Source organism: Aureimonas jatrophae, from assembly GCF_900104035.1.
In the GTDB taxonomy this organism is placed as follows: domain Bacteria; phylum Pseudomonadota; class Alphaproteobacteria; order Rhizobiales; family Rhizobiaceae; genus Aureimonas; species Aureimonas jatrophae.
On sequence record NZ_FNIT01000004.1, the window covers coordinates 203,304 to 228,799 of the forward strand.

Here is a 25,496-nt window from a genome sequence, read left to right on the forward strand (position 1 = left end):
CGCTCAGGCCACCTCGCGGATCCGGGTGGGAACGCTACCCTCCAGCTCCAGGCGGAAACGCTCGATGGCGTTGCCCGCGACGAGAAGGCGGTAGCCGGCGCTCGCGCGCATGTCGGTGAGCGGCTGGAAATCCTCCGCCAGAGCCTCGGCCGCGTCGCGCGCGGCTTCACGGCTGAAGCGGCGGCCGAGAAGGGCGGCCTCGGCCGTCGAGGCGCGGGCGGGCGTGCCCGCCATGCCGCCGAAGGCGAGGCGCGCTTCCGCGACGACGTCGCCCTCGAAGCGCAGCTTGAAGGCGGCGAGCACGGCGGAGATGTCCGAATCGAAGCGCTTCGAGATCTTGGACACGGCGTAGCGCTCGGCCGGGTCGAGGAGCGGCACCTCCAGCGCTACGACGAACTCGCCACGCTCCCGATCCTGCCGGCCGTAGGCCAGGAAGAAGTCCTCCAGCGGCAGCTGGCGCATCGCGTCGCCCCGGCGCAGGTGGACGCGGGCGCCCAGCGCGATCAGTGCGGGCGCTAGGTCCCCGATCGGCGAGCCGTTGGCGATGTTGCCGCCGACCGTCCCGCTGTTGCGCGTCTGGTAGCCGGCAAAGCGGCGCATCAGCTCATCGAGGTCGGGATGGAGGCGGGCGAGATGCGGGCGCGCCTCGGCATGGGTGACGGCGGCCCCGAAGTAGAGCGCATGCGGCCCCTCCTCGACATGCCGGAGGTCCGCGACGTTGGCGACGTCGATCAGGAGCGGCAGCGCACGGTGCCCCTTGGTGACCCAGAGACCGACATCGGTCGCACCGGCCACGAGCTGCGCGTCCGGGTGCGCGGCGTAGAGGTCAGCCAGCGTGTCGACGTCAGGCGGGGAAAGCCAACGTCCGGCGGGAGCTTGGTAGTCGAACACGTCGTCGCCGCGCAGCGCCTCGAGGCGGCGCGCCGTCGCGGCATCGGCCCCCGCCGTGTCCGGCACGGCCACGTCCGCCAGTGCCAGCCCCGCATCGACGATCGGACCGTAGCCGGTGCAGCGGCACAGGTTTCCCGAGACGAGGTCCTTGACCGCCGCCCGGTCGCCGGCCGGGAGCCCGCCCGCGATCCAGCCCGCGTGCAGCTGCATCGCAAAGCCCGGCGTGCAGAAGCCGCACTGGCTGGCATGGTGCTCGACCAGCGCGCGCTGCACGGGATGGGGCGTGCCGTCCGGGGCCCGCAGGCTTTCCACGGTCTCGACGCTCTTTCCGTGGAGCGCCGGCATGAACAGGATGCAAGCATTCACCGCGCGGCGCCGAAGGCTTCCCTCTCCGTCCGGCTCCGACAGGAGGATCGTGCAGGCGCCGCAATCCCCTTCCGCGCAGCCTTCCTTGGTGCCGGTCAGACGCTCGGTGCGGCGCAGGTGCTCAAGCACCGTCGCGGTGGGGGCGACACCCTCCACCGCGCGCTCATGGCCGTTCAGGAGAAAGCGGATCGCGCTCATGCGTCAGCTCCCGCGATAGGTGGAATAGCCGAAGGGCGAGAGAAGCAGCGGCACGTGGTAGTGCCGCGCCTCCGAGACCGCGAAGCGGATCGGGATCTCGTCCAGGAACAAAGGGTCGGGCAGGTCGCCGACGCTGCGCCGGAGATAGGCGCCGCAGCGGAAGGTCAGCTCATAGAGGCCGGGGCGCAAGGCTTCGCCTTCCAGAAGCGGCGCGTCGCAGCGCCCGTCGCCGTTGGTGCGGGCCTCGGCGAGCCGCTCGCGCGTCGCGCCGTCGAGGCGGTCGAGCACGATGTCGAGCCCCTCGGCCGGGCGACCGCGCGCGGTGTCGAGCACATGCGTCGTCAGCCGCCCGCCTGCCTTCCCGTCCGCCATGCGCCCGCCCTTCCCGTGGATTTTGACCTGTTGGTCAGGAGTTTGCACCCGCCAGCGACCCCGCGTCCAGTGGGTCGCGCCGTCCCGCCCGGCAAGGCCCGGCACGGGCGAGGCTTGGCAAAGCGGCCGGGCTTCGGTTTACCTCGTGGCCAGCGTTCCCGCCTCGAGAGTTCCGCCCGATGAGCTTCTACCCCCGCGACATGCTCGGCTACGGCCGAACGCCCCCCGACCCGGCCTGGCCGAACCCGGGCGGCCCGGGACCGGCGCGGATCTGCGTCCAGTTCGTGGTGAACTACGAGGAGGGCGGCGAGAACGCGGTGATCCACGGCGACAAGGCCTCGGAGGCCTTTCTGTCGGAGATCGTCGGCGCCAGCCCCTGGGTCGGCCAGCGCCACATGAACATGGAGTCGATCTACGAGTACGGTGCGCGCGCGGGCTTCTGGCGGCTCCACCGCCTGTTCACCGAGCGCCAGCTGCCGGTGACCGTCTACGGCGTGGCGACGGCCCTCGAGCGCTCCCCGGAACAGGTCGCCGCCATGCGGGAGGCGGGCTGGGAGATCGCGAGCCACGGCCTGAAGTGGATCGACTACCGCGACCACGCGCGCGAGGCGGAGCGCGCCGACATGGACGAGGCCATCGCGCTTCATGCGGCCGTCACGGGCGCCCCGCCGCTCGGCTGGTACACCGGCCGCTCGTCCAGCCACACGCTGGAGCTCGCGGCGGAGCGCGACTTCCTCTACGTGTCGGACGCCTATGCCGACGACCTGCCCTACTGGCAGGAGACCGAGACCAAGCCGATCCTCGTCCTGCCCTACACGCTCGACACCAACGACATGCGCTTCGCAACGCCCCAAGGCTTCAACGCGGGCGACCAGTTCTTCTCCTACCTCAAGGACGCGTTCGACACGCTCTACGCGGAAGGCGAGGCCGGCTCGGCGAAGATGCTGAACATCGGGCTTCACTGCCGCCTCGTCGGGCGGCCGGGACGCGCGGCGTCGCTGGCGCGCTTTCTCGACTACATCGGCTCCAAGGACGGCGTGTGGGTCGCCACGCGCGAGGCGATCGCCCGGCATTGGCGCGAGCATTTCCCCTACCGGGAGCGCACCCGGCCGAGCCGGCTGGAGCGCCCGGTCTTCCTGGCGATGTTCGGCGGGGTGTTCGAGCATTCCCCCTGGGTGGCGGAACGCGCCTTCGACCGGGGCCTTGGGCCCGCGAACGACACGGCCGACGGCCTGGCGGCAGCGCTCGCCACCGCCTTTCGCCTCGCCTCGCCAGATGAACGGCGCCGGGTCGTCGAGGCGCATCCGGACCTGGCCGGCCGGCTCGCGCTCGGCGGCGGGCTCACGGCCGAGTCGGCCGGCGAGCAGCGCTCGGCCGGCCTCGACCAGTTGACCGAGGACGAGCTCGCGCGCTTTACCGTGCTCAACGAGCGCTACCGCACCCGCTTCGGCTTCCCCTTCGTGGTGGCCGTGCGGGGCCTCGCCAAGCACGACATCCTTGCCCAGTTCGAGCGCCGCGTCGAAAACGACCCGGCCGCCGAGCTGGAAACCGCCTCGCGCGAGGTGGAAAAGATCGCGCGCCTTCGCATCCATCAGATCCTCGGAGACCGTCCGTGAGCGACCGCTTCATCGCAGCCCAGCCCCTGCCCGAGGCGGACGCCCTTCTTCAGCGCTTCGTGGATCTGGCCCACCCCCGGCTCGGCACCGAGGTGACGTTCGCGACCGACGACTTCTTCGCCGACAAGAGCCGCATGATCGATCCGGCCCCGCCGGTCTTCTATCCCGACCGCTTCGACGACCACGGCAAGTGGATGGACGGCTGGGAGTCACGCCGCAAGCGCGTGCCCGGCCACGACTGGGCGGTGATCCGCCTCGGCCGGCGTGGCATGGTCCACGCGGTGGACATCGACACGAGCTTCTTCACCGGCAACTTCCCGCCCGAAGCGATGGTCGAGGCCGCCGACACGGCGGACGAGCCGGGCGACGGCGACTGGCGCCCGCTCGTGCCGCGCTCGCCCTTGCAGGGCAACGGGCACAACCTCTTCAGGGTCGAAGCTCCCTCGCCCGCGCGCTGGCTGCGCCTCCATATCCATCCCGACGGCGGCGTCGCGCGCCTGCGCGTCTTCGGCACGATCCAGGTCGACTGGTCGGGCATGGCGGCCGACGAGGAGATTGATCTGGCCGCCCAGATCAGCGGCGGCGTACCGCTCGGCTGGAACGACGCCCATTACGGCCATCCCGCCAATATGCTGGCGCCGGGCCGCGCCCCGGTCATGGCCGACGGCTGGGAGACGGCACGCCGCCGCCGGCCCGGTAACGATTGGAGCGTCCTGAAGCTCGGAACCGCCGGCACGATCCGGCACCTCCTGATCGACACACGCCACTTCAAGGGCAACTATCCCGACCGCTTCTCGCTGCGCGCGGCTAGGCTCGAGTTCGATCCGGCGGCCTCGGAGCTGGACGAGGTGTCGGCCCGCTGGCCGGTGCTCGTACCCGAGACCAAGCTCGAGGCCGACGAGGAGCGGCGCATCGACCATGTCGAGGCGCTTGGCCCCGTCACCCACGTGCGGCTCGACATCTTTCCGGATGGCGGCGTGTCGCGCTTGCGCCTCTTCGGGCAGCGCGCCCCGTGAAGCGCATTACGGCCCGGCCGCTGGACGCAGATAGCTTCCGCCCCTTCGGCGAGGTGATCGAGAGCGACAACGCCCGTTCGATCCGCCTCATCAACGGCGGCACCACCACGCGCTTCCACGAGGTGGCGCCGGTGGAGGTGGGCAAGGGTCGCGCGATCCTCTCGATCTTTCGCGGCAAGCCCTTCGCGCCGCCGCTCGCGATCCGCATGATGGAACGTCATCCGCTCGGCAGCCAGGCCTTCGTGCCGCTTTCGCCCCGCCCCTATCTCGTGGTCGTGGCGGAGGATGCGGGCGGGCGCCCGGGCGAGCCGGTGGCCTTTCTGGCCGAGGCGGGACAAGGCGTCAGCTACCCCCCCGGGGCCTGGCACCATCCGCTGATCGCGCTGGAGGCGGTCTCGGATTTCCTGGTGGTCGATCGCGAGGGCGAGGGGCCGAACATCGAGGAGTATGAATTCAGAGACGGCTTCGAACTCGTGCTCGCCTGAGAGCTCAGGCGACCAGAGCCTCCGGCTCGTCGCCACCGAACACCCTATGGCGGTTGCGGCCGTGCCGCTTCGCCTCGTAGAGAGCGGCGTCGGCCGCGTGCAGGACGGCGGTCGGCAGCGCGAACGCTTCCTCAAAGGCCGCCACGCCGATGCTGACCGTCACGATCGCCGCCGCGTCCGGCCGCTGGCCGTGCGGAAGCCGCCTGGCCTCCACCCCCATCAGAAGGCGCCGCGCCAGGCGCTCTCCGTCCTCCCGCGTCGCACCGCGCAGGACCACGGCGAACTCCTCGCCGCCGTAGCGCGCGACCAGCGCGTCGCAGTCGGCCGCCTCGCACGCCAGGACGTCTGCCACGCTGCGCAGGCATGCATCGCCCGCCGGGTGGCCGTAGGCATCGTTGAACCCTTTGAAGTGATCGACGTCGATCATCAGGAGGGCATACGGCACGCCCGCCGCGCGAGCCCGCGCATGGGCCTCCGCAAGCACCTCGTCGAAGCGTCGCCGGTTCGAGATTCCGGTGAGGGCGTCGGTGGTCGAAAGGGCGGCGAAGGATCGACGCGCCGCCTCGAGCTCGGTCGCCTCCCGCGTCCGCATCCAGACCTCGACATAGCTCTGGCGCTGCATGCGCTGGATCAGCCAGTTGCCGACCAGAAGAAACGTCATGGCCGTCCCCGTCTGGAGCGTCAGAGCCAGACGCAGCTCGGTTTGCAGGGCGGGCTGGGTCCAGATGGCGGCAAAGGCCAGCGGCATGCATACGAGATTGTAGAAGATCGCGGCAGGAAAGCGCAGCACCATGATCACGCAGGCGAACACGACGGTCAGGAGGAAGTCGCTGTAAGAATAAGGGCCGAGCGACGACCGCGTCAGCCAGAACAGGAGGACCGGGACCAGCGAGGCGACGGTCATCGCGATCGCGACGAGCGCCTCGCGCAGACGCAGGCCCAGATGCGGTATGCACCAGACCAGGGCGCCGCCCGCCGCCGTCACGAGAAGCCGCAGGATGGTCGGCACCCAGCCGAGTTCCTGCATCAGAATGAAGTTCGACAGGTTGTAGAGATTGTAGAAGACGAGGCCGAGAACCACGGTCGCTCGAAGCTGGCGGACGCGCTGCTGCTCGGTGTCGCGCGCGAAGGCCTCGCGCGGGCCGGACGGAAGGCGCAGGAACAAGCCGATCCCCGGCATGGTCGGCATGCCGGCGGGGTTGGTCGCGTGCGCGCTCATGGCTTGGGATCCCGACCGGGCATCGTTGGCCGGCTCAGGATCGGTTCTAGGTGACGCCGCGTAAACGAAGCCTCAAGCCTCTGCGCCGCGTCGCAGCGGTGCGTCTGCGTCAGGCCGTCGCAGGCTCCGGCAGGCGCAGACCGCCCTGCCCGACCAGGAAGTCCATGACCGCCTCGAGGCCCACCCCGCGCGACAGGTCGCAGAAGGCGACCGGACGCGGTCCCCGGCCGCGCGAGGCGTCCTCGGCCATGCGGTCGAGATCGGCGCCCACGTGGGGGGCGAGGTCGGTCTTGTTGACCACGAGAAGGTCGGAGCGCGTGATGGCGGGCCCACCCTTGCGGGGGATGTCGTCGCCCTGGCACACCGAGATCACGTAGATCTGCAGGTCGACGAGGTCGGGCGAGAAGGTGGCGGCGAGGTTGTCGCCACCCGATTCCACCAGCACGAGGTCGAGATCGGGATGGCGCGCGCGCAGCTCGCCGATGGCGCGCAGGTTCAGCGAGGCGTCCTCGCGGATCGCCGTATGGGGGCAGCCGCCCGTCTCGACGCCGATGATGCGGTCGGCCGAAAGCGCCTGCCGGCGCACCAGCGCCTCGGCGTCCTCGGTCGTGTAGATGTCGTTGGTGACGACGCCGATCGACACGCGGTCGCGCAGGGTGCGGCACAGGCGCTCGCACAGCGTCGTCTTGCCGGACCCGACCGGACCGCCGATGCCGATTCGCAAGGGGCCGTTGCGGCGGGACGAAGCGGGCATATCGGTCATGATCGGAAGAGCCTTGGTTGCAGGGTCTCGTGGCGAAGCGCGCAGAGTTCGGAGACGAGCGCGCCGGAGCCGAGGTCCGCCAGCGTCGATGTCGCGGCGCGACGGGCGGCCTCGATCACCGACGCTTCCAAGTCGTGATGGGCCTGCGTCACCGCGCTCTGCCCGAGCGGCACGAGGCGCAGGGCCGCCGACAGGAGCGTCGACGCGAAGCCCTGTGCATAGGCGAGAAGCGCGGCGCCCAGCGGAATGGCGCGAGCGGCGCAGAGCCGGGCGACGGCGACCGGATAGGCGTCCTCGTCCGGCTCAGGGCCCGGCGACCCCGTCCAGGGTGCGGCGGCTCGCCGGAAGGCTTCGCCCAGGTCCCGCGTCTCGGCGCGGCGCGATTGCGAGCCCGCCAGCGCCAGCGCGAGGTCCGACACCTCGCGCACGGCCTGCCGGTCGCCGGCCGCCTCGGCGCGATAGGCCGCGCAAAACAGCACGAGATCGTTCCAGCCGCTGCCATGCGCCAGCAGTGCCGCGATCCAGTCGCGCGTCGCCGCGCCGTCGCGCACGCGCCCCTCGCGCACCGCCGTCTCCAGTCCGTGCGACAGGGCGAAGGCGCCCACCGGAAAGGCCGGCGACAGCCAGGTCAGGAGTTGGACAAGCGCGAGCCCCTCGCCGCGCAAGGGATCGTCAGTCGTGTCCATGGTGGTGGTGATGGCCGCCCTGCGTTCCGCCATAGGCGCCGCCTTCCGGATCGAAGGCCGCCTCGACGGGCTCGACCTGCGCGCCGAGCTCGCGCAGCATCGCCTCCACCACGTGGTCGCGCCGCAGAAGCAGGCGGTTCGCCTCGATCTGGCAGGGCAGGTGGCGGTTGCCGATCTGCCAGGCGAGCGCAAGCAGGTGCGCCGCGTCGCGCCCCGACACGGCCACAAGCGGCTCGGGCTTGGCACGCACCTCTAGGAGACGGCCGTCCGACAGGAGGATCGCGTCGCCCTCGCGCAGGCGGTGGGCTTCCGGCAGGTCGAGCAGGAAGGCGATGCCGCCGTCCGAGACCATGGCCATGCGGCGGCGATGGCGCTGTGCCTCGTCGAGCGTGATCGTGTCGGCGGCCGGGGGCTCCCAGGCGCCTCGCGCGATGATGGTGCCAGCTTCGATCATATGGATCGGCTCACCGGAAAAGGGCGGACGGTCATGCAGCCTCCGGCAGGAAATCGAAACCCGAGGGTTCGTGTGTCAGTACCACGGATGCCGGCGGTTCGGCCGCCCCATCGACGGGACGCTGCGCCCACGGCGCGGCGATGGTCGGGTTCCACCGAAAACCGGCTGACGCCATGGGGTCGAGGGCGATCCTGTGCCGCACGGTGGTGTAACCTAGAACAGGAAGTAGCGCTGGGCCATCGGCAGGACCGTGGCGGGCTCGCAGGTCAAGAGTTCGCCGTCGGCGCGCACCTCGTAGGTCTCGGGGTCGACCTCGATATGCGGGGTGAGGTCGTTGAGGATCATGGAGCGCTTGCCGATGCCCCCGCGCGTGTCGCGGACCGGCACGAAGGGCTTCTCGCAGCCGAGCCGCGAGCGCAGGTCATCCTGCATCGCTGCGCCCGACACGAAGGTGATGCCGCTTGCGCCCACGGCCTTGCCGAAGGCTGCGAACATCGGGCGGTAGTGCACGGGCTGGGGCGTCGGGATCGAGGCGTTGGGGTCGCCCATGGGGGCGGCCGCGATGGTGCCGCCGAGCAGCACCATGGCCGGCTTCACGCCGAAGAAGGCCGGGTCCCAGAGCACGAGGTCGGCACGCTTGCCGACCTCCACCGAGCCGACCTCGGCTGCCAGCCCCTGCGCGATCGCCGGGTTGATCGTGATCTTGGCGATGTAGCGACGGACACGCAGGTTGTCGTTGTCGCCCGTCTCGCCGGGCAGGCGCCCGCGCTGCTGGCGCATCTTGCTGGCGGTCTGGAAGGTGCGGATCACCACCTCGCCGACGCGGCCCATGGCCTGACTGTCGGAGGCGACGATCGAGAAGGCGCCGATGTCGTGGAGGATGTCCTCGGCCGCGATCGTCTCGCGCCGGATGCGCGACTCCGCAAAGGCGATGTCCTCCGGGATCGACGGGTCGAGGTGGTGGCACACCATGAGCATGTCGAGATGCTCTTCGAGCGTGTTGGCCGTGTAGGGCCGCGTCGGGTTGGTGGAGCCCGGCAGGACGTTGGGCAGCCCGCAGACCTTGATGATGTCGGGCGCGTGGCCACCGCCCGCCCCTTCCGTGTGGAAGGCGTGGATCGTGCGGCCCCGGAAGGCGTCCACCGTGTTCTCCACGAAGCCCGACTCGTTGAGCGTGTCGGTGTGGATCATGACCTGGACGTCGTGCTCGTCGGCGACCGACAGGCAGCAGTCGATCGCGGCGGGCGTCGTGCCCCAGTCCTCGTGGAGCTTCAGCGACGAGGCGCCGGCGCGGATCATCTCGACCAGCGCCTGCGGCTGCGAGGCATTGCCCTTGCCGGCCAGCGCGAAGTTCATCGGCAAGCCGTCCAGCGCCTGCAGCATGCGCGCCAGATGCCAGGGTCCGGGCGTGCAGGTAGTCGCCAGCGTGCCGTGCGCGGGACCCGTACCGCCGCCGATCATGGTGGTGACGCCGGAATACAGCGCGTCCTCGACCTGCTGGGGGCAGATGAAGTGGATGTGGCTGTCGATCGCGCCGGCGGTCAGGATCTTGCCCTCGCCCGCGATCGCCTCGGTGCCGGGACCCACCACGATCGTGACGCCGGCCTGCGTGTCGGGGTTGCCGGCCTTGCCGATGGCATGGATCCGCCCGTCGCGCAGGCCCACATCGGCCTTGTAGATGCCGGTATGGTCGACGATCAACGCGTTGGTGATGACCGTGTCGACCGCCCCTTGCGCCCGGCTCAGCTGCGACTGGCCCATGCCGTCGCGGATCACCTTGCCGCCGCCGAACTTCACCTCCTCGCCATAGGTGGTGAGATCGCGCTCCACCTCGATCAGAAGCTCCGTGTCGGCCAGCCGGACGCGATCGCCGACCGTGGGTCCGTACATCGCGGCGTAGCTGGCGCGGGAGATCGTCACGGGCATGGTGCGGCGCGGTCCTCGTTTGACGGCAGGGCAGCAAAGTTTAAGCGCGATCGGACGGGAATGCGCAATCGCGAAGAATTGTGAACTGCCGTCCACACCCCTCGCGACCTTTCGCGGGGCCGCGCATTATCCCTTCATGCGCCTCCCCCTTCTGACCCTTTGCCTCCTAGCGACACCCGCCCTGGCCCAGCCCTTCGGCTTCGGCCCGCCCGGCACGCCGGCCGGGTCGTCGATGAGCGGTGCCCAGATCGGCAACTATCGTTCGCCGCGAGCCGGGATCGCCATTCCGGACGCACCGGTCTTCGGGGACACGCCGGTGGAGCGTGCCTACGGGCGCGACGTCGATGATTCGTTTCTGCGCCCCCGCGTGCCCCGCCCCGACGCCGACGGCGCCACCACGCACCTTCGCGCGGCCGAGGGGCGCTCCACCATCCGGCCCGACACGGCCGGCGACTTCGCGCGCTCCGACCCGTCCGTTCTGAACCAGAGCGGCGTCACGCGCCCGATCTCGCCGCCGCGCCGGGCGCGAATCGTTCCCAACCCGCAGCGCTCGCGCTAGAGCCCGTTCGAACCCGACCCGAAGGACCCGTCCCGTGCCCCGCCTTTCGCTTTCCCTTGCGGTTTCCGCCGCCCTTCTTCTCGCCTCGCCGGTTCTGGCCCAGTCGCTCGGCGGCGCATCCAGCGGCGGCAGCGCCGGGGGCGCCGGCTCCTCGTCGAGCGTCGGCGGGTCCTCGCTCGGCGGCTCGGCCGGCGGCGGCGTTTCGCCGAGCCTCGGCGGTGCCTCCAACACGATCGGCACCAGCGGCGGCGGTCTCGGCAGCAGCGCGACCTCGACGCAGCAGCGCGCCACGGCCGGCTCCACCACGATCAACTCGGTGAACGCCGACGCGGTGGCGCGCAGCGGCAACGTGGGTGCGGCCAGCACGATCGGCGGCACCGGAACCAATGCGGTCGGCAGCGGCACGGGCGGTTTCCAGAGCGTCGGCGGCACCGGACCGGCCGCGCTCTACAACATTCCGCGCCCGCGCGTGAACGTCGACCTGTCGGCGATCCGGTCGGCCCTGCGCGCCGGTCCCAACGCCACGCCCGACTCGCGCGGCAACTGAGGGAACGACGGTTCGGGACGGCGACCGGCCGCCGCTACAGGTCGCCCGACATCTTCCCGTTGAAGCCGAACACCCGGCGCAGGCCCGCGATGGGTACGAGACGCACGTCGCGCGCCTGACCCGGCTCGAATCGCACCGCCGTTCCGGCCGCGATGTCGAGCCGGTAGCCGTGCGCGGCCGCGCGGTCGAAGCGCAGTGCCGGATTGGTCTCGGCGAAATGGTAGTGCGAGCCGACCTGTATCGGCCGATCGCCCGTATTGGCGACCTTGAGTTCGATCGCCTTGCGGCCCTCGTTGAGGGTGATCGTCCCGTCGCGCGTCAGGATTTCGCCCGGAATCATCGGTCAGTTCCTCGTCCTGGTCCTGCGGCCGCCTTGCATGGCCTGCAAGGCTGGCATGGTCCTGTTGCGGCCGCAACCGGTGCATCGCGGCGAAACCCGTCGGCGCGCAATGCGTTAACCGCGCAGATCAGATGAAACCATCCGGCTCCCCCGCGCAATCGGAACGAAACCTGCGCGGGCTAGAAGTCAGGGAACAGAACGAGACGGCCAACGGAGCGATCCGAATCGGCCGCACCACCAACAGGGTTCGATACGTCATGCTCTCTCACGCGAAGGGAACCGTGCTTCTGGCCGGTGCTGTCGCGGCGGTGCTCGTCACCGCTGCGCCGGCGGGAACGGCCGAGCCGTTCCGGATCCGTACCGTCACCATGAACGGCACGCAGGGTCCCGCCTATTACTCCCGCCTGTCGGGCGGCTATCGTTTTCTCGCCACGGCGGACGCCGGCAAGGGCCTCGTCGCCTCGGTCGACAACGACACGCCCTGATTCGGGCACACCGGCGTCAGCGCACCGGCTCGTGGACCGTCACGAGCTTGGTGCCGTCCGGAAACGTCGCCTCGACCTGAATGTCGTGAATCATCTCCGCGATGCCGTCCATCACCTGATCCCGGGTGACGACATGGGCGCCCGCCTCCATCAGGTCGGCGACCGTTCGTCCATCGCGCGCCCCCTCCACGACGAAGTCGGTGATGAGGGCGACCGTCTCGGGGTGGTTCAGCTTCACGCCGCGCTCCAGGCGACGCCGCGCCACGTTGGCGGCCATGGCGACGAGCAGCTTGTCCTTTTCGCGCGGGGTCAGGTTCATCGCTCATCGGCTCCGCAGGTCGGGCAGGGTCTAGAGCGACCATAGTCCGGGAACGCCGCCCGGCGAAAGGGCGGCCAGGAGCGGAACGAGGCGGCGGCGCAGCGCGTAGCCATCGGTCGCCAAAAGGCGCACCACGAGCGATCCGTCGACGAGGCTCGCACCGCCCTCCGGTCCGGCGAGTTCCCGCACCCGCGTAAGGTCCACCTCGCCGCCGCGCCGCAGGATCGTGGCGAGCGCGCGCGCCTCGCCCAGCATCGGTGCGCGGGACAGCATCTTCCAGTCGGCACCCAGATCGAGTTCCTCGGCAAAGACCAGACGCCCGCCGCAGCGCACGCGCCAGCTGTCGCGCAACCGTCCGCCGCAGACGCTTTCGCCCGATTCGGAGCGTCCGAGGACGACGCTTTCGCACAGGAGGAGCCGGCTCGTGGCCTCGCAGTCGACGGTCAGCCGCCGGCGGAGCCGTCCGGCGTCGAACAGGATGGTTTCCTGCGGAAGGAAGCTCGCGCCGGCGTCCTCGCCCACATGGATCTGCGTTTCGACGCTGGCCTCCGCCCCGTCATGCGAGCGGTACACGCGCTCGGCAGCCTGCGTCGTCACCACCAGATCGCCGCGCGGCTCGATCTCGAAACGCTGCTCGAGCCGGTCGCCGCCCGCCAGGCCGCCGGCGGTGTTGACGAGCACCGCCTCGGCACGTCGGGTCCGCGCGCGCGGGAAGCGCAACTTGAGCGAGCCCGCCTGATGGAGGCGCCGGATACGGGTGGCTTCCGTGGGTCCGACCGGCCCGACGCGAACCGCGACCGCCCCCCGCGCGCGCTGCAAGGCAGCCGGTTGCGGGATCTCCGGGACGTCGGGCAAGAGGAGCGAGGCGGTGCGGGCGGTCTACTGCGCGGCTTCCACGAAGCGCGAGCGCTGCAGCGCGCGGCCGGGAACGCCGCCCTCCGACAGGCGCTTGCCCGCAACCGCAAGATCGGAGGGACCCGCGATATGCACCTCGGTCTCGCAGCCGAGAATATCCTCAAAGGCGGGCGGCACCATGCCGGCGGCCACCACCGATGCGATGCCGGTGCCGGGCGGCACGTCGATCTGCTTCAAGAGGCAGAGCGACGCACCGGGAATGTGGCCGGCGAGCCAGGCGGCGAGCGTATCGGAGTTGGTGTCCCAGCCCTCCGCGATCTCGGCGGCGCCGAGCGCCATCACCGTGGGCATCCAGACCGGCACGAGGCCCTCCTCCTGCACGCGCCGGATCTCCTCCAGCGTCGCAGCCGGGCGAAGGCGCGTGCCGAGACTGACCAGGGCGTGGCCGAACTGCTCCATGCCGAGCAACGCCATGCGATGGGCGGCCTCCGCGCCGTAGCCCATGCGGGACTGGTACTGGCGAACCGCCTTGGCGAACGGCCCCCCGCCCGGCACGATCACGAGGGGATCGCGTGCGCGCTCGATCGCCGCGACCCAGCGACCGAGATCCGCCGAGGCGATCGAGGAACCGCCGAACTTCACGATGAGGACGCGCTTGCCCGCCATGCCGTGTGGCCCTTTCCGGCGCGACTCGAAGGGAGGATCGGATCGCGCGATACGCTCTATTTGGACAAGTTTGTGACGGAATGCAAAGTTCCGCGAGCCGCATGCCGCAGCGCAGCAAAAGCAAGCGTTTTCAATCGATTAGAAGATCGTCCCGCGTTCGGCTGATCCGGATGCCGACGGCACCGGGGCCCAAATCGAGCTTTTCCACGTCGATCTGGACGGCCCGGACGCGCGGATCGGCGAGCACCGCCTCGGCCAGTTCCTCGGCCAGCGTCTCGACGAGCGCCGTGTGTCCCCGCTCGGTCAGGCGACGAGCGGCGTCGAGGATCAGGTCATAGGAGTACACATCGCCCATCTCCCGCGGTCGGCGCCTGGGCCGCAGGACGTCGGCCTCGACGTTGAAGCGTACGCGCTGCGCGCGGCCCTGCTCGAACCCGTAGGCCCCGACCGTCAGCGGCAGCACGAGGTCGCGCACGAGAATGCGGTCGGTCGCCCCGGTCTCGTCCGGCGGGTCCTGGATCAGCAACGAGCGCAACGCGGCCGGATCGACCTCCTCGTCGAAGACCAGCGCGTCGGGTCCGAGCACCAGAAGACGCGGGATGTCGGGCGCTTCCAAGGCGCCGCCCAGCCAGCATTCGAGACCCGCCTCGCGGCAGCGCGCCTGGAAGCGCGCCAGGGCCTCGAGGCTCACGGTGCGCAGAAGCGCGCGGTCGGGGTCGAGCAGAACGGCAGCGAAGCCCGACAGGTCCTCCAACGCGTCGTTGACCTCGCGCAGGCGGGCGACGCGCAGCGGCTCGCCGGGGAGGCTCTCGTCCACGGCGACCGCCAGAAGGGTTTCGGGCCCATCGCGCCCTTCCGCGAGGCGGTCGGGAACGCCGATCGAGGGACGCTCGCGGCGCAAGGGCGCGAGCACGTAGTCGGCGCCGGCCGCCAGCGCGCGGCGCGCGGCGTCGGGACTGGAAACACGGACGCAGAGGCGGGTGCGCACGGTACTCACGTGACCGCGTTCCGGACCTGGAAGCGGGGGTCGAGATGGAGCCCCGCATGCAATACCTCGGCGATGCCGCGCGCCGCGCGCAGCGCCTCGTCGAAGCGGTTGTAGAGCGGCGCGAAGCCGAAGCGCAGAATGTCGGGCGCACGGAAGTCGCCGACGATGCGGTGTGCGATCAGGGCCTGCGCGAGCGCGTAGGCGTCCGGGTGGCGCCACGACACCTGACTGGCGCGATCCTCGCCCCGGCGCGGGCTCGCAAGCCGCAGATCGGGTCCCGCCAGCGCCTCGACCGCCTCCACGAAGAACGTGGTGAGCGCGACGGACTTGTCGCGGATCTGGCTCATCGTGACGCCCTCGAACGCATCCAAGGCCGCATCGAGCGAGGACAGCGCGATCACCGAGGGCGTACCGGCCTGGAAGCGGCGGATGCCGTCCGAGGGCCGGTAGCCCGGCTCGAAGCTGAAGGGCGCGGAATGGCCGAACCAGCCCGACAAGGGCTGGCGGGCCTCGCCTTGGTGGCGCGGCGCGACAAACAGAAAGGCCGGCGCGCCGGGCCCGCCGTTCAGGAACTTGTAGCCGCAGCCTACCGCGAAGTCCGCGCCACTGGCTTCCAGTGCCAGTTCCAGCGCGCCCGCCGAGTGGGCGAGATCCCAGATCGCGAGCGCTCCGGCGGCATGAGCGGCCCTGGTGAGGGCCGCCATGTCGTGGATCGCGCCGGTGCGATAATCGACATGGGTCAGCATGAGGACGGCGGTGCGCTCGCACAAGGCGCCCGCCGGGTCCGCGCCCTCGTCCACGAGGCGCAGCTCGTGTCCTTGCGCCAGAAGCTGCGCCAGGCCTTCCGCCATGTAGAGATCGGTCGGGAAGTTCGCGCGCTGCGAGACGATGACGCGCCGCTCGGGGCGGAGCGCGAGGGCGGCGGCGAGCACCTTGAAGAGATTGACCGAGGTGGAGTCGGCCGCGACGACGCTGCCGGCGGAGGCACCGATCAGCGCGGCGATCCGCTCGCCGACGCGCCCCGGCAGGTCGACCCAGCCGGCCGCGTTCCAGGAGCCGATGAGACCGTGGCCCCATTCCTCGGAAACCGTCCGCGCGACGCGCTCGGCGCTGGCCTTCGTCAAGGCGCCGAGCGAGTTGCCGTCGAGATACACGAGGCCGTCTGGCAACCGGAAGCGTTCGCGCGCGAAGGCGATCGGGTCGGCCGCGTCGAGTTCGCGCGCGCGCGCGTCCCAGCGGTCGGTGGCTCGGGGGAGCGCGTCAGCCACGGCCGAAGGCCTTGAAGGCGACCGTGGTGAACGTGTCCGAGACGCCGTCCAGCACCTGGAGGCGTTCGGTCACGAAGTGGCCGATGTCGCGCTCCGGGTCGAGATAGAACTTGGCGATGAGATCGTAGTGTCCGGAGGTGGAATAGACTTCCGAGATCTCCTCGATCTCCTCCACCAGACGGTCCGCCACGCGATAGGCGGCGCCCGGCCGGCACTTGAACTGGACGAAGATGGTCTGCATCGCGCGTGTCTGCCTCCGGGGGAACGGAGGGTTGCTATCAGAGCGGCGCGGCCAGCGTCAAAAGGCGCGTCAGCGCGGAGGCGGGATCCGCCAGATCCTCGACGACGTCGAAGTGGTGTCGCGCGGGAATCTCGGTTCCCTCGATCCGGGCGCCGAGCCCGGCCCAGGCCGAAACCAGGAAACCCGTCTGCCGGCGAAGCTCGGGCAGTTCGGCCGCTCCCACCACCGCATGGATCGATCCCTGCCAGGCCGGCTCCAGGAGCGCCGGGCTCTGGCCAAGCGCCTCGGCGGCGTCGATGCGCAGCGTATCGTTCATGCGCGTGCGGCGGATCGGGCGCAGGTCGTGCAGGCCGCTGACCGGCACGACGCGGTCGATCCGGGCGAGCAGCGCGGGGTCGATCGGCGAACCCGCGGCGACCATGCGGGCGACGAGGTGGCCGCCAGCGGAATGACCGGCGAGGCGCAAAGGGCCTGCCGGCACGAGACGGGCCGCTGCCGCGACCGCGGCCGCGACATCCTCGGCGATCGCGGTCAGGCGGACGTCGGGCGCCAGCCGATAGCTCGGCACCGCCACCGCGAAACCGCGTTCCAGACACCCGCGCGACAAGTGCGACCAGTAGGTGCGGTCGAGCGCCTTCCAGTAGCCGCCATGGACGAAGACCACGAGGCCCTCCGCCTCCGCTTCCGGCCGGAAGAGGTCGAGGCGCTGGCGCTCGTGCGGGCCGTAAGCCACGCCGAGATCCGCCTTGCCGCGCGCGCCGAGGCGCTGGCGGAAGGCCTCCGCCTCGCGCGTCCAGCGCGGCGCGAACGCTTCCGAGCCTGGCACCGCGGCGGAGTTGTCGTAGGCGCGGTCGAAGTCGGCGACGGGGCTCGGGCTCATGGGCGGATCAGTCGACGAAGGCGCGTTCCACGACATAGGTGCCGGGCTTGGAGTTGGCGCCCTCCTCCATGCCGAAGCGCTCGCACAGGGCGGCGGTCTCGCGCAGCATCTCCATGGAGCCGCAGATCATGGCACGATCGGTGGCCGGGTCGATCGGCGGCAGGCCGAGGTCGGAGAAGAGCTTGCCGGTTTCGAGCAGCGTCGTGATGCGCTCGCCCCTGGGCTCGCCCTCGCGCGTTGCCGCGCCGTGGTAGCGCAGCTTGCCGGCGGCCATCTCGGCCAGGATCTCGTCGGTCTCGATCGCCTTCACGAGCTCCTCCCCGTAGGCGAGCTCGGCCCGGGTGCGCGTCGTATGCGTGAGGACGACCTCCTCGAACTTCTCGTAGGTCTCGGGATCGCGGATGATGCCGGCGAACGGCGCGACGCCCGTGCCCGTGGAGAAGAGGTAGAGGCGCTTGCCCGGCAGGAGCGCGTCGAGCACGAGCGTGCCGGTCGGCTTCTTGCGCATCAGCACCGTGTCGCCCGGCTGGATGCGCTGGAGGTGCTCGGTGAGCGGACCGTTCGGCACCTTGATCGAGAAGAACTCGAGTTCCTCGTCCCACGAGGGACTCGCGATGGAGTAGGCCCGGAACACCGGCTTCTCGGCGTTGGGCAGGCCGATCATCGCGAACTCGCCGGTGCGGAAGCGGAAGCTCGCGGGGCGCGTCATGCGGAAGCGGAACAGCGTGTCGGTATAGTGCTGCACCTCGGTCACGGTCTCGGCGAAGACGTTGGCGGGGATCGGGAAGCTCGGCGCCTGGGCGGCAGCGGCGGAAACGGACATCGCGAAACCTTCTGGACTGAACGGCGGGGAGCCTTAAGCTCGAGCGGGTCGCGGGAGGTCGACCGGCGGCTCCCGAGGCAACGGTTGGTGATAGCTAAGGCGCTGTGTGCCCGAGCGCGAGGGCAGCGGGAAGAAACAGGGTCCTCAAACCAGCACCTCGCGCGAAATATCTGCCGCCGAGCCGAAGACGCGGCGATAGCGCTCGATCTCGATCGGCGTGCCGGTCGCCTTGGCCGGATTGTCGGACAGCTTCACGGCCGGACGCCCGTTGACCTCGGTCACCTTGCAGACCAGCGAGATCGGGTGGAGGCTCGGGATCTCGGCCGGCGCCACGCCCCGGAAGTCGTTGGTGAGGTTGGTGCCCCAGCCGAAGCTGAGCCGCACGCGCCCCTCGAAGTGGCGATAGGTCTCCTCGATGGAATCGACGTCCATGCCGTCCGAGAACACGAGAAGCTTCTCGCGCGGGTCGACGCCCTGCTCGCGCCACCAGCGCATGATCGCCTCGCCGCCCTCGATCGGGGGCGCGGAGTCGGGACGGAAGCCCGTCCAGTCCGCCACCCAGCGCGGCGCATGGCGCAGGAAGGAGCTGGTTCCGAACGTGTCGGGCAGCACCACGAGAAGGTTTCCGCCGTACCAGCCCTGCCAGTCGCGCAGGACCTCGTAGGGCGCCTGGCGCAGCGCCTCGTCGGTCCGCGCGAGCGCGGCATAGACCATGGGCAGCTCGTGCGCGTTGGTGCCGATCGCCTCCAGGTCGGCCTCCATGGCGAGCAGCACGTTGGAGGAGCCGAGGAAGCGGCTTCCGAGCTTCTCCTTCAGGGCCTCGACGCACCAGCGCTGCCACAGAAAGGAATGGCGGCGACGCGTGCCGAAGTCGGTGATGCGCAGGTTCGGCAGGGCGTCGAGCCGGGCGACCTTGTCCCACATCTTGGCCTTGGCGCGCGCATACAGAACGTCGAGCTCGAAGCGGCCGGCGTTGCGCATTGCGGCGCGCGAGCGCAGTTCGTTGATGATGGCGAGCGCCGGGATCTCCCACATCATCGTGTGGGTCCACGAGCCCCGGAACATCAGCTCGTACTGCCCGTCGCGCTTCTCCAGCTCGTAGGGAGGCAGTTCGAAGTCGCGCAGCCACTGAAGGAAGGCCGGCCGGAAGATCTGCGTCGAGCCGTAGAAGGAGTTGCCCGCCAGCCAGATCATCTCGCGCTTCGAGAAGCGCACGGTGCGGGCGTGGTCGAGCTGGGCGCGCAGCTCGCCCTCGTCGATCTGGTCGGCGATGCGCACCGTCCGCGTGCGGTTGATCATGCGGAACGTGACCGCGGTGTCGCGATGCAGGCCCCAGACCATCTGCAGCATCAGGAGCTTGTAGAAGTCGGTGTCGAGCAGCGAGCGGACGATCGGGTCCAGCTTGAACGTGTGGTTCCAGACCCGCGTCGCGATATCGGTGGCGACCATGCTCCGTTCCTCCGGCGCGCCGGCCCCTCCTAGCGGGGCATCCGAATCGTTCCCTTAAGCCATGCCGCTGCCCGGCGACAGGGCGCCTCTCACGAAACCGCCCCCTTCGCCGTGTTGCTGAGGTCGGTTCGATTCGGAAAGGAAACAGGACGATGAGGCTCGCAGGCGCACGCTCGGGACTGATGCGACTCGCGTTCGGTGCGGTTCTGGCGGGGGGACCGGCCTGGGCCGAGGACGCACCGCCCCTGATGCTCGGCCTTCCCGTCGCCTGCGCGCTGGGTGCGGACTGTTTCGTGCAGCAGTTCCCCGACATGGACGCAGGCCCCGGTGCCACCGACCCGTTCTGCGGCACGGCGGCCTATGACGGGCACGATGGTCTCGACATCCGCCTCCTGTCGATGCGCGACGTCGCGCGCGGCGTCGCCGTGGTCGCGCCGGCCGCCGGAACGGTGCGAGGGGTCCGTGACGGCATGGAGGACCGCTTTGCCTCGACGCCCGAGTTGCGCGCCGCGATCCGGGGCACCGAGTGCGGCAACGGCGTGGTGATCGACCATGGCGCTGGTGTGGAGACGCAGGTCTGCCACCTGCGCAAGGGCAGCGTCGCGGTGCGTGCGGGCGAGCGGGTCGAGACGGGTGCCAAGCTCGGCGAGATCGGCGCCTCGGGCCTGGCCGAGTTTCCCCACGTCCACCTGTCCGTCCGGCAGGAAGGCCGGAAGGTCGATCCGGTGAGCGGTCGACCGGTCGGCTCGGGCTGCCGCGGGGACGAAGCGATGGCGGCCAGCTGGTTCTCGCCCGATGCCCGCAAGGCGCTTCTCGCCCATCCGCCGACCGCGATCCTCGCCACCGGCCTTTCGGGCGCCCCGGTCGACTACAACCGCCTGGTGGTCGACGGTCCGCCGCCTGTTCCCGCCAGCGGCGAACCGGCAACGCTGGCCTACGGCTGGTATGCGAACGTGCGCGGCGGCGACCGGATACGCCTCACGCTCACCGCACCCGACGGCTCGCGCTTCATGACGCAGGACTCCGAGCCGCTCGCCGGCGCGAAGGCGGCCTATTCGGCGTTTGCGGGACGCCGCCAGGCGTTGAGGCCCGGCCTCTGGCATGTGCGCACGGACGTTCTGCGCGATGGAGCCACCGTTGCGAGCCGCGAGGAGCGCGTCGAGGTCGCTCCCTGACGCTGTCGCGACGCGGCGTGACAAAGCCGACCGCGCGCCGCACTCTCGCCCGGCTGTTTGATCCAACCGATCCGTGCGCCGGAGATGCCCCCATGCCCACCCGTCCGTCGTTTCGCGCGCTGTCCGGCCTCCTGGCCGCGGCGCTTTGCGTCCTGCCCGCAGCGCCTCCCGCGTTCGCGGCCTCGCCCGCGCCCGTCCGGGCCGCCCACGGCATGGTGGTGACCGCCCAGCGCCTGGCCTCCGAGGTCGGCGTCGAGGTCCTGCGGGCGGGCGGCAACGCGGTGGATGCGGCGGTGGCGGTCGGCTACGCGCTCGCCGTCACCTATCCCACCGCCGGCAATCTCGGGGGCGGCGGCTTCATGACCGTGCGCATGGCGGACGGGCGCACCGGCTTCCTCGACTTTCGCGAGCGCGCCCCGCAGCGCGCCTCGCGCGACATGTATCTCGGCCCCGATGGCGAGCCGGTCGCGGGCCTGTCCACCGACGGATGGCTCGCGGCCGGCGTGCCGGGCTCGGTCTCGGGCCTCGAGACGGCGCGCGAGCGCTTCGGCACCAAGGGCCGCACCGATCTGATCGCGCCCGCGCTGCGCCTGGCGCGCGAGGGCTTCACGCTCTCGCCGGGCGACGAGGAGAGTTTTGCCGACGCCAGCGCCGATCTCGCCAAGGATCCCGCCGCCCGTCTGATCTACGTCCGCCCCGACGGCTCGCCGCTGCGCACCGGCGACCGGCTCGTGCAGCCGGATCTGGCGGGCGTCCTTCAGGCCGTCTCGGAGGGCGGTCCGGCCGCCTTCTACGAGGGCGAGCCGGCCCGGCGCATCGTCGCGGGCTCGCAGAAGGGCGGCGGCATTCTCTCGATGGAGGACTTCAAGCTCTACCGGACGCGCGAGCTGGAGCCCGTGCGATGCGGCTATCGCGAGCTCGAGATCCTGTCGGCGCCGCCGCCGAGTTCGGGCGGCACGGTGATCTGCCAGATCCTCAACACGCTGGAGGCTTACCCGCTGAAGGATGCCGGCTACGGGTCGGCGCAAGGGGTTCACTGGACGGTGGAGGCGATGCGCTTCGCGTTTCGCGACCGCAACCAGGAGCTCGGCGATCCCGCCTTCGTCCAGAACCCGGTCGAGCGCCTGACCTCGGACGCTTATGCCGGCGCGATCCGCGCGCGCATCGACGATGCGCGCGCGGGCGTCTCGGAGGGGCTGGCGCCGGTGTCCGGCGAGAAGCCCGAGACGACGCACTATTCGATCGTGGACGCGGCCGGCAACGCGGTGGCGGTGACCACAACGCTGAACGGCTCGTTCGGGGCGCGGGTCGTGGCGCCCGGCACCGGCATCCTTCTCAACAACGAGATGGACGACTTCACCATGAAGCCGGGCGTGCCGAACCTCTACGGCCTCGTGCAGGGCGAGGCCAACGCGGTGGCGCCCGGCAAGACGCCGCTTTCCTCGATGAGCCCGACGATTGTCCTGCGGGACGGCCACCCCCTCCTGGTGCTCGGAACGCCCGGCGGCTCGCGCATCATCACCGCGGTGGTGGAGGCGTTTCTCAACGTCGTGGAATACGGCATGGACATCCAGGAGGCCGTGGACGCGCCGCCCTTCCACCACCAGTGGCTGCCCGATCGCATCGCGCTGGAGCCCCGAGCGCTCTCGCCCGACACGCAGCGCATGTTGCGCGAGATGGGCCATCGCGTGGAGGAGGATGCCGATTGGCCGGTCTGGGGCGAGGCGGCCGCGATCCTCGTGGGCGCACCACGACTGGACGAAAGCCAGGCTGGCCCGTCCGACCGGCCTTTGTTCGGCGCGATTGATTCGCGCGCCCGCGCAGGCGCGGCGATCGGCTACTGACGCGGGCCACCTCAAGGTATCGTCCCGCGTTGCAGCGACACGATGCTAGATACGGTCTTCTGATCGTGGAAGACGAAGTTTTTTCCGGTTCCATTCAGATAAGCGTTGCTGTTTGGCTGAAAACACTTAAGTCGGAACTGATCAACCGGACGAAAAGAACAAATGGAAGCTTCTCCGATGGACGCCCCGCAGGATGACGTTGCCACCCGCCGCCAGCATACGGCGGAGATCGTTGCTGCCTATGTCAGCAACAATCACGTGCCGCGCGATGAACTGGCGTCGCTGATCGGCAGTGTCTTCGAGGCTTTGAACTTCCAGGCTGCATCGCAGCCCGCCGCTGCGGAAGCACCGGCTCTTGTTCCCGCGGTTCCGATCAAGAAGTCGGCGACGCCCGACTATCTGATCTGCCTGGAGGACGGAAAGAAGTTCAAGTCGCTCAAGCGTCACTTGATGACCGACTTCGGCCTGACGCCGGAAGCCTACCGCCAGAAGTGGGGCCTGCCGGCCGACTACCCGATGGTGGCGACGGCCTATGCCGCCAAGCGCTCGGAACTGGCACGCAAGATGGGTCTCGGACGCAAGCCTGCCGCCGCGGCAGAGATGGTCGAGGCGGCTGACGCGGACGAGCCGGAAGTGGCGGAGGCCGCGCCGGCAAGCCAGGAAAAGGCGGCACCCAAGCGTCGCAGCAGCCGGAAGGCCAAGGCCGAGGCGGCCTGATCCCGTCTCGCGCGGCTTGGCCGGCGGACCAGCAGGGCAAACAGAAACGGCGGCCTCGGGCCGCCGTTTCTGTTCGAGGTTCCCGATCGCGGCGGAGCGATGCGACCGTCTCCGTTCGCCGAACCGGCCGTTCGCCCATCCCCGCCGCGTCGACGCGGCGTCCGACAACCCGACCTAGTCGTTCGATGACTCGCCCTTGCCGGCCTCGGCCGCTCCATCCACGGCCGAGCGCTCGTGGCCGCCCTGCGCGACGCGGGCCTTGGCCTCCTCCGTGGGAATATCGTGCTTGGCGGCCACCTCCTCGGCCTCGAGGTCGGGTGGCGTGCGATCCGGCGTGACGGGAATGTTGGACATGGGCGTGCCTTCCATCGGCTCGTGTTCGACAGGAAGGGCAACGCATCGCGATCCGATTGGTGCCTAGCACGCCAAGACGTGATCGCGGCCGGCTCACCGGGCCGGATCGCGGCGAGGCGCAGGGACGGGGCCCGTCAGCCCTTGCCGCGCTGGGCGAGAAGGTCGCGGATCTCGATGCCGATCGGGGGAAGCGCGCGGGGCTTGCGGTCCTGCAACAGGAGAAAGCCGAAGGGCGCTTCCTTGTCCTCGCCCCGCGGCGACGTCGAAGAATGGGTGTCGAGCGATGTCATCACGGGTCCTCCCGACCTTTTCATCGCATGAACGGCTTTCGCCGGACTGGGGGCAGGCGGCGACGCGTCCGCACGTGGCCGCCGGGCCGGATGATCAGACCCGCACACGCCAGGTCAGGCTGCGGCTTTCGCCGGGCGCCAGATGCAGAAGGCCGGGTTTTTGGATGAACTCGCTGTCCCAGCCCACGGGACTGGCCATGGAATACCAGGGCTCGATGCACAGGAACGGGGCGCCGTCCGGCTTCGACCAAAGGCCGAGGTCCCGGTAGCCGTCCCAGGAAAACGCAAGCTCGCGCACCGGCGCGCCATCCGCACCGCGCGCGACGAAGCGTAGCGAGCGGCTCGCCACCTCCGGCATGACCAGGGCATCCGCGGCAAACAGCGCCTCCGACAGCGCCAGCACGCGCCCCGCTTCCAGCGGCAACGGCCTGGCCGGTCCCAGAAGACCGCCCTGGACGCTGAGGACCTCGCCCGCCTCTTCGGCGTCGAACACGATCGCGTGGTCCTCCTTGGCAATGCCGTCCACAAGCGGCCAGCGGAAGCCCGGGTGGGCGCCGACGCCGCATGGCAGGACGTCCGGCCCCGGGTTCTCGACCCGCGTGGTCACGGCCAGGGTCGACCCGTCGACCTCGTAGCTTTGTTCCAGCACGAAGGCGAAAGGGTATAGAGCCCGGGTTTCGGGATCGTCGTCGAGACGCAGCGTCACGCGCGTCGCTGTTTCCTCCACGCATCGAAAGACGCGGTCGCGCGCAAAGCCGTGCTGCGTCAGCCGGAAGCTCTGGTTCTCGTGGCGAAGCCGGTCGCCGGCGAGCCGTCCGACGATCGGAAACAGCACCGGCGCGTGACGCGGCCACGCCGCGCCCGCCTGCCAGAGCAGTTCCGCGCCCCCGGCGTCGCGCAGGCTGACGAGTTCCGCGCCCGCCGGGGCGATCTGCGCGGTGACCGCCGTTGTTCCGATCATGAACCGTTCGCTCATCAAGGCCGCCTCTTCTTGGGTGCCGCGGCTTCTACGACAGATCGCGGCCACGCGACACCGCGCACCCGTTCGACGCGTCGGGAGGGTTCGTCGGGAACACGCAGGTCCCCGTTGCCATTCCTGCCCGGATGTCCGAGCCGAACGGCCGGGCGCTTCATGACCGTAAGGGCCCCTCGATGAGTATCTTCACCAAGATCCGCGACGCGATCTTCCACCGTGCCGAGGCCGCGGCCCCGCAACAGGCTCCTGCGTCGGGCGCGGCCACCCCGTCGGCACCGCCCGTTTCGCCCGCGCCCGCCACGCCGCCGGCTGGCGCCCCGGCGCCAACCTCTGCGTCGCCGGCGCCCGCAAGCCCGGCACCCTCGCAGCCCTCGTCCGGCGGCGCGCCGGCGCCGTCGTCCGCCGCACCGTCTCCTGCCGCCCCCGCCTCGCCTTCGACCGGCGCCTCCTCGTCGTCATCGCATGTCGACGTGGCCGCGATCATGGACAAGGCGGTCCGCGACAGCGGCCAGCGCCTCGACTGGCGCCACTCGATCGTCGACACGATGAAGGCCCTCGGTCTCGACAGCAGCCTGGGCGAGCGCAAGGAACTGGCCGAGGAACTCGGCTATACCGGCGACACAGCCGACAGCGCCGCGATGAACGTCTGGCTGCAGAAGGCGCTCATGCGCAAGCTCGCCGAGAACGGCGGACAGGTGCCGGCCGAGTTGCGCGACTGAGGCGAGCTT

The 25,496-nt window shown here is 70.4% G+C and carries 30 protein-coding genes; 10 read left to right on the top strand and 20 right to left on the bottom strand.

Features of this window, described 5'->3' with window-relative positions:
• Positions 1-3: 3 nt before the first annotated feature.
• Both xdhA and uraH read right to left on the bottom strand, forming a co-directional pair.
• Positions 4-1,455 (bottom strand): xanthine dehydrogenase small subunit, encoded by a 1,452-nt coding sequence (gene xdhA / locus BLQ76_RS10885; RefSeq protein WP_090673000.1) that lies wholly within the window; start codon positions 1,453-1,455, stop codon positions 4-6.
• A 3-nt stretch (positions 1,456-1,458) separates the two neighbouring features.
• On the bottom strand, positions 1,459-1,827 hold the full coding sequence (gene uraH / locus BLQ76_RS10890; protein WP_090673002.1) for a hydroxyisourate hydrolase: 369 nt from the start codon (positions 1,825-1,827) through the stop codon (positions 1,459-1,461).
• A 179-nt stretch (positions 1,828-2,006) separates the two neighbouring features.
• On the opposite strand from uraH, the gene puuE reads away from it, so the two are divergent.
• Genes puuE through BLQ76_RS10905 form a run of 3 tightly spaced genes read left to right on the top strand, consistent with a single transcriptional unit; the run spans position 2,007 to position 4,944 of the window.
• Positions 2,007-3,443, top strand: coding sequence for an allantoinase PuuE (gene puuE, locus BLQ76_RS10895; RefSeq protein WP_090673004.1), 1,437 nt, complete (start codon positions 2,007-2,009; stop codon positions 3,441-3,443).
• Positions 3,440-4,459: an allantoicase gene (gene alc / locus BLQ76_RS10900; RefSeq protein WP_210184165.1), complete on the top strand. Its 1,020-nt coding sequence runs from the start codon at positions 3,440-3,442 to the stop codon at positions 4,457-4,459. The genes puuE and alc overlap by 4 nt, the downstream gene beginning before the upstream one ends.
• Entirely contained in the window at positions 4,456-4,944 is a 489-nt protein-coding gene (locus BLQ76_RS10905; RefSeq protein WP_090673006.1) for an ureidoglycolate lyase, read from the top strand. Before alc ends, BLQ76_RS10905 begins: the two co-directional genes overlap by 4 nt.
• Before the next feature lie 4 nt (positions 4,945-4,948).
• On the opposite strand, the gene BLQ76_RS10910 is transcribed toward BLQ76_RS10905, so the two are convergent.
• The 5 genes from BLQ76_RS10910 to ureC all read right to left on the bottom strand — a co-directional run bounded on the left by BLQ76_RS10910 (position 4,949) and on the right by ureC (position 9,992).
• Positions 4,949-6,163: a GGDEF domain-containing protein gene (locus BLQ76_RS10910; protein WP_090673008.1), complete on the bottom strand. Its 1,215-nt coding sequence runs from the start codon at positions 6,161-6,163 to the stop codon at positions 4,949-4,951.
• Positions 6,164-6,272: 109 nt separating this feature from the next.
• Positions 6,273-6,926 (bottom strand): urease accessory protein UreG, encoded by a 654-nt coding sequence (ureG, locus tag BLQ76_RS10915; RefSeq protein ID WP_244519581.1) that lies wholly within the window; start codon positions 6,924-6,926, stop codon positions 6,273-6,275.
• On the bottom strand, positions 6,923-7,645 hold the full coding sequence (locus BLQ76_RS10920; protein ID WP_244519582.1) for an urease accessory protein UreF: 723 nt from the start codon (positions 7,643-7,645) through the stop codon (positions 6,923-6,925). Before BLQ76_RS10920 ends, ureG begins: the two co-directional genes overlap by 4 nt.
• A complete protein-coding gene (locus BLQ76_RS10925) occupies positions 7,599-8,066 on the bottom strand; it encodes an urease accessory protein UreE (RefSeq protein WP_090673013.1) in 468 nt (155 codons plus the stop codon). Before BLQ76_RS10925 ends, BLQ76_RS10920 begins: the two co-directional genes overlap by 47 nt.
• Before the next feature lie 213 nt (positions 8,067-8,279).
• Complete coding sequence (gene ureC / locus BLQ76_RS10930; protein WP_090673014.1) at positions 8,280-9,992, bottom strand: urease subunit alpha; 1,713 nt, start codon at positions 9,990-9,992, stop codon at positions 8,280-8,282.
• 136 nt (positions 9,993-10,128) lie between these two features.
• Here ureC and BLQ76_RS10935 point away from each other — a divergent pair, with 136 nt between their 5' ends.
• On the top strand, positions 10,129-10,551 hold the full coding sequence (locus BLQ76_RS10935) for a hypothetical protein (protein ID WP_090673016.1): 423 nt from the start codon (positions 10,129-10,131) through the stop codon (positions 10,549-10,551).
• Between the two features lie 34 nt (positions 10,552-10,585).
• Complete coding sequence (locus tag BLQ76_RS10940) at positions 10,586-11,098, top strand: hypothetical protein (protein WP_090673019.1); 513 nt, start codon at positions 10,586-10,588, stop codon at positions 11,096-11,098.
• 34 nt (positions 11,099-11,132) lie between these two features.
• On the opposite strand, the gene BLQ76_RS10945 is transcribed toward BLQ76_RS10940, so the two are convergent.
• Positions 11,133-11,438, bottom strand: a complete 306-nt coding sequence (locus BLQ76_RS10945) for an urease subunit beta (RefSeq protein WP_090673022.1) — start codon at positions 11,436-11,438, stop codon at positions 11,133-11,135.
• Between the two features lie 257 nt (positions 11,439-11,695).
• On the opposite strand from BLQ76_RS10945, the gene BLQ76_RS10950 reads away from it, so the two are divergent.
• Positions 11,696-11,923, top strand: coding sequence for a hypothetical protein (locus BLQ76_RS10950; RefSeq protein WP_090673024.1), 228 nt, complete (start codon positions 11,696-11,698; stop codon positions 11,921-11,923).
• A 16-nt stretch (positions 11,924-11,939) separates the two neighbouring features.
• Here the strand turns inward: BLQ76_RS10950 and BLQ76_RS10955 are convergent, their stop codons facing one another.
• The 9 genes from BLQ76_RS10955 to pncB all read right to left on the bottom strand — a co-directional run bounded on the left by BLQ76_RS10955 (position 11,940) and on the right by pncB (position 19,412).
• Positions 11,940-12,242, bottom strand: coding sequence for an urease subunit gamma (locus BLQ76_RS10955; protein ID WP_090673027.1), 303 nt, complete (start codon positions 12,240-12,242; stop codon positions 11,940-11,942).
• Between the two features lie 30 nt (positions 12,243-12,272).
• Positions 12,273-13,061: an urease accessory protein UreD gene (locus tag BLQ76_RS10960; RefSeq protein ID WP_090673028.1), complete on the bottom strand. Its 789-nt coding sequence runs from the start codon at positions 13,059-13,061 to the stop codon at positions 12,273-12,275.
• 60 nt (positions 13,062-13,121) lie between these two features.
• Positions 13,122-13,763, bottom strand: a complete 642-nt coding sequence (locus tag BLQ76_RS10965) for an amino acid kinase family protein (protein ID WP_090673030.1) — start codon at positions 13,761-13,763, stop codon at positions 13,122-13,124.
• Between the two features lie 130 nt (positions 13,764-13,893).
• Positions 13,894-14,760, bottom strand: a complete 867-nt coding sequence (locus BLQ76_RS10970; protein WP_170842560.1) for a dihydroneopterin aldolase — start codon at positions 14,758-14,760, stop codon at positions 13,894-13,896.
• Positions 14,757-16,019 carry a kynureninase gene (kynU, locus tag BLQ76_RS10975; RefSeq protein WP_090673034.1) on the bottom strand — a complete coding sequence of 421 codons (1,263 nt, stop codon included), beginning with the start codon at positions 16,017-16,019 and terminating at the stop codon, positions 14,757-14,759. Before kynU ends, BLQ76_RS10970 begins: the two co-directional genes overlap by 4 nt.
• Positions 16,012-16,260 (bottom strand): Lrp/AsnC ligand binding domain-containing protein, encoded by a 249-nt coding sequence (locus BLQ76_RS10980; protein ID WP_090673036.1) that lies wholly within the window; start codon positions 16,258-16,260, stop codon positions 16,012-16,014. The genes kynU and BLQ76_RS10980 overlap by 8 nt, the downstream gene beginning before the upstream one ends.
• Before the next feature lie 37 nt (positions 16,261-16,297).
• Entirely contained in the window at positions 16,298-17,140 is an 843-nt protein-coding gene (locus tag BLQ76_RS10985) for an alpha/beta hydrolase (RefSeq protein ID WP_090673038.1), read from the bottom strand.
• Between the two features lie 7 nt (positions 17,141-17,147).
• Positions 17,148-17,963, bottom strand: coding sequence for a ferredoxin--NADP reductase (locus BLQ76_RS10990; protein WP_090673039.1), 816 nt, complete (start codon positions 17,961-17,963; stop codon positions 17,148-17,150).
• Between the two features lie 144 nt (positions 17,964-18,107).
• Entirely contained in the window at positions 18,108-19,412 is a 1,305-nt protein-coding gene (gene pncB, locus BLQ76_RS10995; RefSeq protein ID WP_090673041.1) for a nicotinate phosphoribosyltransferase, read from the bottom strand.
• Positions 19,413-19,564: 152 nt separating this feature from the next.
• Between pncB and BLQ76_RS11000 the strand changes: the two genes are divergently transcribed.
• The 3 genes from BLQ76_RS11000 (at position 19,565) to BLQ76_RS11010 (ending at position 23,148) form a co-directional block, all read left to right on the top strand.
• Positions 19,565-20,587, top strand: a complete 1,023-nt coding sequence (locus tag BLQ76_RS11000; RefSeq protein WP_090673042.1) for a M23 family metallopeptidase — start codon at positions 19,565-19,567, stop codon at positions 20,585-20,587.
• Between the two features lie 92 nt (positions 20,588-20,679).
• Positions 20,680-22,431 (top strand): gamma-glutamyltransferase, encoded by a 1,752-nt coding sequence (gene ggt / locus BLQ76_RS11005; RefSeq protein WP_090673044.1) that lies wholly within the window; start codon positions 20,680-20,682, stop codon positions 22,429-22,431.
• Positions 22,432-22,593: 162 nt separating this feature from the next.
• Complete coding sequence (locus BLQ76_RS11010) at positions 22,594-23,148, top strand: Ros/MucR family transcriptional regulator (protein ID WP_342028254.1); 555 nt, start codon at positions 22,594-22,596, stop codon at positions 23,146-23,148.
• A gap of 174 nt (positions 23,149-23,322) precedes the next feature.
• Here the strand turns inward: BLQ76_RS11010 and BLQ76_RS11015 are convergent, their stop codons facing one another.
• The 3 genes from BLQ76_RS11015 to BLQ76_RS11020 all read right to left on the bottom strand — a co-directional run bounded on the left by BLQ76_RS11015 (position 23,323) and on the right by BLQ76_RS11020 (position 24,768).
• Positions 23,323-23,502, bottom strand: coding sequence for a hypothetical protein (locus BLQ76_RS11015; RefSeq protein WP_139183990.1), 180 nt, complete (start codon positions 23,500-23,502; stop codon positions 23,323-23,325).
• Positions 23,503-23,636: 134 nt separating this feature from the next.
• Positions 23,637-23,792 (bottom strand): hypothetical protein, encoded by a 156-nt coding sequence (locus BLQ76_RS22100; protein WP_170842561.1) that lies wholly within the window; start codon positions 23,790-23,792, stop codon positions 23,637-23,639.
• Positions 23,793-23,886: 94 nt separating this feature from the next.
• The gene (locus BLQ76_RS11020; RefSeq protein ID WP_090673049.1) at positions 23,887-24,768 is read right to left on the bottom strand and encodes an aldose 1-epimerase family protein; all 882 of its coding nucleotides are present in this window, start codon (positions 24,766-24,768) and stop codon (positions 23,887-23,889) included.
• Positions 24,769-24,944: 176 nt separating this feature from the next.
• Between BLQ76_RS11020 and BLQ76_RS11025 the strand changes: the two genes are divergently transcribed.
• Complete coding sequence (locus tag BLQ76_RS11025) at positions 24,945-25,487, top strand: DUF3597 domain-containing protein (protein ID WP_090673356.1); 543 nt, start codon at positions 24,945-24,947, stop codon at positions 25,485-25,487.
• Positions 25,488-25,496: the final 9 nt, after the last annotated feature.

What these genes read in the sequence shown, in the direction of transcription:
- xdhA (WP_090673000.1), bottom strand. Translation starts at nt 1,455, where the DNA reads ATGAGCGCGATCCGCTTTCTCCTGAACGGCCATGAGCGCGCGGTGGAG.
- uraH (WP_090673002.1), bottom strand. Translation starts at nt 1,827, where the DNA reads ATGGCGGACGGGAAGGCAGGCGGGCGGCTGACGACGCATGTGCTCGAC.
- puuE (WP_090673004.1), top strand. Translation starts at nt 2,007, where the DNA reads ATGAGCTTCTACCCCCGCGACATGCTCGGCTACGGCCGAACGCCCCCC.
- BLQ76_RS10910 (WP_090673008.1), bottom strand. Translation starts at nt 6,163, where the DNA reads ATGAGCGCGCACGCGACCAACCCCGCCGGCATGCCGACCATGCCGGGG.
- ureG (WP_244519581.1), bottom strand. Translation starts at nt 6,926, where the DNA reads ATGACCGATATGCCCGCTTCGTCCCGCCGCAACGGCCCCTTGCGAATC.
- BLQ76_RS10920 (WP_244519582.1), bottom strand. Translation starts at nt 7,645, where the DNA reads ATGGCGGAACGCAGGGCGGCCATCACCACCACCATGGACACGACTGAC.
- BLQ76_RS10925 (WP_090673013.1), bottom strand. Translation starts at nt 8,066, where the DNA reads ATGATCGAAGCTGGCACCATCATCGCGCGAGGCGCCTGGGAGCCCCCG.
- ureC (WP_090673014.1), bottom strand. Translation starts at nt 9,992, where the DNA reads ATGCCCGTGACGATCTCCCGCGCCAGCTACGCCGCGATGTACGGACCC.
- BLQ76_RS10935 (WP_090673016.1), top strand. Translation starts at nt 10,129, where the DNA reads ATGCGCCTCCCCCTTCTGACCCTTTGCCTCCTAGCGACACCCGCCCTG.
- BLQ76_RS10945 (WP_090673022.1), bottom strand. Translation starts at nt 11,438, where the DNA reads ATGATTCCGGGCGAAATCCTGACGCGCGACGGGACGATCACCCTCAAC.
- BLQ76_RS10950 (WP_090673024.1), top strand. Translation starts at nt 11,696, where the DNA reads ATGCTCTCTCACGCGAAGGGAACCGTGCTTCTGGCCGGTGCTGTCGCG.
- BLQ76_RS10955 (WP_090673027.1), bottom strand. Translation starts at nt 12,242, where the DNA reads ATGAACCTGACCCCGCGCGAAAAGGACAAGCTGCTCGTCGCCATGGCC.
- BLQ76_RS10965 (WP_090673030.1), bottom strand. Translation starts at nt 13,763, where the DNA reads ATGGCGGGCAAGCGCGTCCTCATCGTGAAGTTCGGCGGTTCCTCGATC.
- BLQ76_RS10980 (WP_090673036.1), bottom strand. Translation starts at nt 16,260, where the DNA reads ATGCAGACCATCTTCGTCCAGTTCAAGTGCCGGCCGGGCGCCGCCTAT.
- BLQ76_RS10985 (WP_090673038.1), bottom strand. Translation starts at nt 17,140, where the DNA reads ATGAGCCCGAGCCCCGTCGCCGACTTCGACCGCGCCTACGACAACTCC.
- BLQ76_RS10990 (WP_090673039.1), bottom strand. Translation starts at nt 17,963, where the DNA reads ATGTCCGTTTCCGCCGCTGCCGCCCAGGCGCCGAGCTTCCCGATCCCC.
- pncB (WP_090673041.1), bottom strand. Translation starts at nt 19,412, where the DNA reads ATGGTCGCCACCGATATCGCGACGCGGGTCTGGAACCACACGTTCAAG.
- BLQ76_RS11000 (WP_090673042.1), top strand. Translation starts at nt 19,565, where the DNA reads ATGAGGCTCGCAGGCGCACGCTCGGGACTGATGCGACTCGCGTTCGGT.
- ggt (WP_090673044.1), top strand. Translation starts at nt 20,680, where the DNA reads ATGCCCACCCGTCCGTCGTTTCGCGCGCTGTCCGGCCTCCTGGCCGCG.
- BLQ76_RS11010 (WP_342028254.1), top strand. Translation starts at nt 22,594, where the DNA reads ATGGAAGCTTCTCCGATGGACGCCCCGCAGGATGACGTTGCCACCCGC.
- BLQ76_RS11015 (WP_139183990.1), bottom strand. Translation starts at nt 23,502, where the DNA reads ATGTCCAACATTCCCGTCACGCCGGATCGCACGCCACCCGACCTCGAG.
- BLQ76_RS22100 (WP_170842561.1), bottom strand. Translation starts at nt 23,792, where the DNA reads ATGACATCGCTCGACACCCATTCTTCGACGTCGCCGCGGGGCGAGGAC.
- BLQ76_RS11020 (WP_090673049.1), bottom strand. Translation starts at nt 24,768, where the DNA reads ATGAGCGAACGGTTCATGATCGGAACAACGGCGGTCACCGCGCAGATC.
- BLQ76_RS11025 (WP_090673356.1), top strand. Translation starts at nt 24,945, where the DNA reads ATGAGTATCTTCACCAAGATCCGCGACGCGATCTTCCACCGTGCCGAG.